This window comes from Protofrankia sp. CiP1_Cm_nod4, assembly GCF_982290645.1.
Genome location: NZ_CEVIVC010000003.1, coordinates 5,299 through 8,424, shown reverse-complemented (window position 1 = coordinate 8,424; position 3,126 = coordinate 5,299). Strand labels below are relative to the sequence as shown.

At 69.4% G+C, this 3,126-nt stretch carries 3 protein-coding genes; 1 reads left to right on the top strand and 2 read right to left on the bottom strand.

Translation table 11 applies throughout. The features are described 5' to 3' along the window. Nucleotides 1–77: 77 nt before the first annotated feature. The gene (locus AC5LSR_RS01435) at nt 78–548 is read right to left on the bottom strand and encodes a hypothetical protein (RefSeq protein WP_250285931.1); all 471 of its coding nucleotides are present in this window, start codon (nt 546–548) and stop codon (nt 78–80) included. A 432-nt stretch (nt 549–980) separates the two neighbouring features. Here AC5LSR_RS01435 and AC5LSR_RS01430 point away from each other — a divergent pair, with 432 nt between their 5' ends. Then, nucleotides 981–1,322, top strand: a complete 342-nt coding sequence (locus AC5LSR_RS01430) for a histone-like nucleoid-structuring protein Lsr2 (RefSeq protein WP_013874753.1) — start codon at nt 981–983, stop codon at nt 1,320–1,322. Between the two features lie 259 nt (nt 1,323–1,581). Here AC5LSR_RS01430 and AC5LSR_RS01425 read toward each other — a convergent pair. Then, a partial coding sequence (locus AC5LSR_RS01425; RefSeq protein WP_445548518.1) for an aminopeptidase P family protein occupies nt 1,582–3,126 on the bottom strand: 1,545 nt, incomplete at its 5' end.

The following is a 3,126-nucleotide window of genomic DNA, read 5'->3' as shown; positions in this document are numbered from 1 at the left end:
GATGGGCGCTGTTTCCCGTGGGCGGCTGTTCCCAGCGGGTGGCCGCGTTCTGGCGGGCGTGTTCTGGCGGGCGTGTTCTAGCGGGGACGGTCGAGCAGCGCCCACAGCCATCCTGGCCCCGCCGTGGCCGCGCCCACAGCGTGGACGCGGGCGCGGAGCGCGCGGTCCGCGGTGATGACGACAACGGCGCCACGTCCCTGTTGGACCGCCGCGGCGGCCGCCGCCACGATCGTGTCGTCACCCGCCGCGGGGGCGTGGACGACAACGAGCCCGGCGGGCCGGTTGCCCGGCTCACCGGCGCCGGGCCGCCCGCTCGCGGCGACCCCGGCCCGGGCCGCCCCTTCGAGCACCAGGATCACCTCGGCCGGCAGGTCCTCCCTGGCCGGCAGATCCTCGCTGGCCGCCGCCCGTGGCGTGGAGGCCCCCTGGCACAGCGCGGACAGGCGTCCGTGCAGGCGTGCGGCGGCGGCCGCGCGATCGCGCCACCATCCGTCCGGGCGGGCTCCTATCACATTTGCCGCATCGACGATCCATGTCCGCTCATCCACCGTGGCTCCTTGGGCGCTACTACCGGGCCAGCTCTACTACCAGACCGTGAATCGGATGAGCGCGGCTGCGGCCCATACGTGGTGTATCGCATTCGCAGGTGCGGGATCCTTGATGGCGTTGCGTGGCGCTCACCGCTGCCGGCCGGACCGTGACGTCCTTGTCTGCGCCGACCACCGGCGTTTCGGATCGGAAGTCGTGATTCGGCGACAACTCATGATCAAAATTTATCCTGACGGTGGCCTCCAGCGCTTTGGCTAGACGTGACTCACGTCTACCTGAGGGACGTTGTGTGGTGTCGATGACGCCGCGGACGGCATGTCGCGGGCGATGGCGGTCGCGCGTGTCCGAACCAGCAGTTACAGTTCTTCCTGATGACGTGGTAATACTAGTCTCGAAGAGTTCCGCGGTTCGCTGACCTGAAGGAGAGAGGCATGGCGCAGAAGACCATCGTGTCGTTGATTGACGATCTCGATGGACACGAGGCCGATGAGACTGTTCGGTTCGGGCTGGACGGCGCTTCGTACGAGATCGATCTGTCCGAGAAGAACGCCACCAAGCTGCGTGAGTCGTTGGCTCCGTTCGTTGGGGCGGCGCGTCGCTCGGGTGGCCGGGCAACTGCCGCCCGCCGTGGGCAGCGCGGCGCTTCTCGTCGTACCGGCGGCACCGACCGTACCGCTGACATTCGTGAGTGGGCGCGAGCCAACGGTTACACGGTCAGTGACCGTGGTCGTATCGCCTCCAACATCGTCGAGGCGTACGACAAGGCTCACTGAGCCGCTCTCGGCCGCATTCGTCCAGTTGCCCGAATCCCACGCGGTCACAACTGTTTTCGCGTGGTCGCGGGCGCACGGGGCCGGCTGCGGCCGAGCGGTGGACCATGACGCGGGGGGTCAGTCGTACGGCGGTGCCGGCGCGGAAGAGGCCGGGCCCCTGGTTGGTGCCGCTTATGGCCAATTTGGGGCATGTGGCAGTGCTGTTTTCTGGGCGACAGGTTGTCGGGCCCGCAACCTGTCGCCCAGGTCATGCCCGGGCTCAGGTGCCGCGGTGGCGGGCCATCCAGTTTTCCAGCTCCCCCCGGGCGCGGGGAAGCGCGGCCGACAGGTTGCGGTGGCCCGCGGTGGTGACGAGAATGTCATCCTCAATCCGCACCCCGATCCCGCGCAGCTCCGGCGGCACCGTAATGTCGTTGGGCTGGAAGTACAGCCCCGGCTCGACCGTGAGCACCATCCCGGCCGTGAGTGGGCCGTCGCGGTAAGCTTCGTCACGGGCGTGGGCGCAGTCGTGGACGTCGAGGCCCAACATGTGTGACGTGGAGTGCAGGGTATACCTGCGATGCAGGCCCGCGTTCGGTGCTTCGGGGTCTTCCGCGAGAGACTCCTCGACGCTGACCGGGAGCAGCCCCCAGCCGTGCAGCGCCTCGGCTATCACCCGCATTGCCGCCCGGTGCGGGTCGAGGAACTGTGCGCCCGGTCGCACCGCTTCGATTCCGGCCTGCTGGGCCGCGAGGACCACGTCGTACACCTGACGCTGCACATCGCTGAAATGTCCGTTCACGGGAAGCGTGCGTGTGATGTCGGCGGTGTAAAGCGAGCGGGACTCGACACCCATGTCCAGCAGCGCGAGGTCGCCGGGCCGTACCGGCCCGTCGTCACGGACCCAGTGCAGGATGGTGGCGTGGTGGCCGCAGGCGACGATGGAGCCGTACCCGACGTCGTTGCCGTCGACCCGGGCGCGGCGCCAGAACGTGCCCTCCAGCCACCGTTCGCCGTTGGGCAGTGTCATCGCGTGGTCCAGCTCACGCACGCATTCGGAAAAGCCCAGGACGGTGGCGGCGATCGCCTGCTCCAGCAGGGCCGTTTCGTGCTCGTCCTTGACCAGCCGCAGCTCGGAGAGGACCTGGGCCAGCTCCGTGTCCCGGTCGGTCCCGGCGGGGGTGGATGCTTCCCGGCCGGCGGGCGTGTACCGCAGGACCGCGCGGTCCACCTGCTCGTCCTGGCCGCGTACCACCCGGGTCGTCGCCGGTGACAGCCGGGCCAGCGCCTCGGCGAGCTCGTCGAGCGGGCGGCAGGTGATCTCGAGAGCCGCCGACGTCTCCCGTACCCCCGCGCGTGGTCCCACCCACAGTTCGCCGTAGCGCCGGTCGGTGTAGAAGGCCGGTGTGGAACGGTCCGAGCGGTCGGCGACATACAGGACGGCGTCGTGGTCGCCACCGGGGCTCGGACGCAGAATCACCACGGCGTCCGGCTCGTGACAACCGGTCAGCCAGAAGAAATCACTGCCCGGCCGGAACGGGTAATCGGTGTCATTCGCCCGTACCTTGAGCCCACCGCTGGGCACCACCAGCGTCTCGGCCGGGAATCGTGAGCTCAGCAGCGCGCGCCGCTTGGCCGCGTACTGGGCCACATCCTGGGCCGCGTACTGTGCCACATCGTCACGGGCCGGCGTCGGCTCCGCGGTGGACACCCAGCCGGTGGCCATGAATCGGCGGAAGGCGGAAGGTGGCTGCTGGTCGTGGCTGGCCTGTCCCGCCGGCGAAGCGGGCCCGGTGACGGAACCGCCGCTGGAACTGGGAGCAGC

What these genes read in the sequence shown, in the direction of transcription:
- AC5LSR_RS01430 (WP_013874753.1), top strand. Translation starts at nt 981, where the DNA reads ATGGCGCAGAAGACCATCGTGTCGTTGATTGACGATCTCGATGGACAC.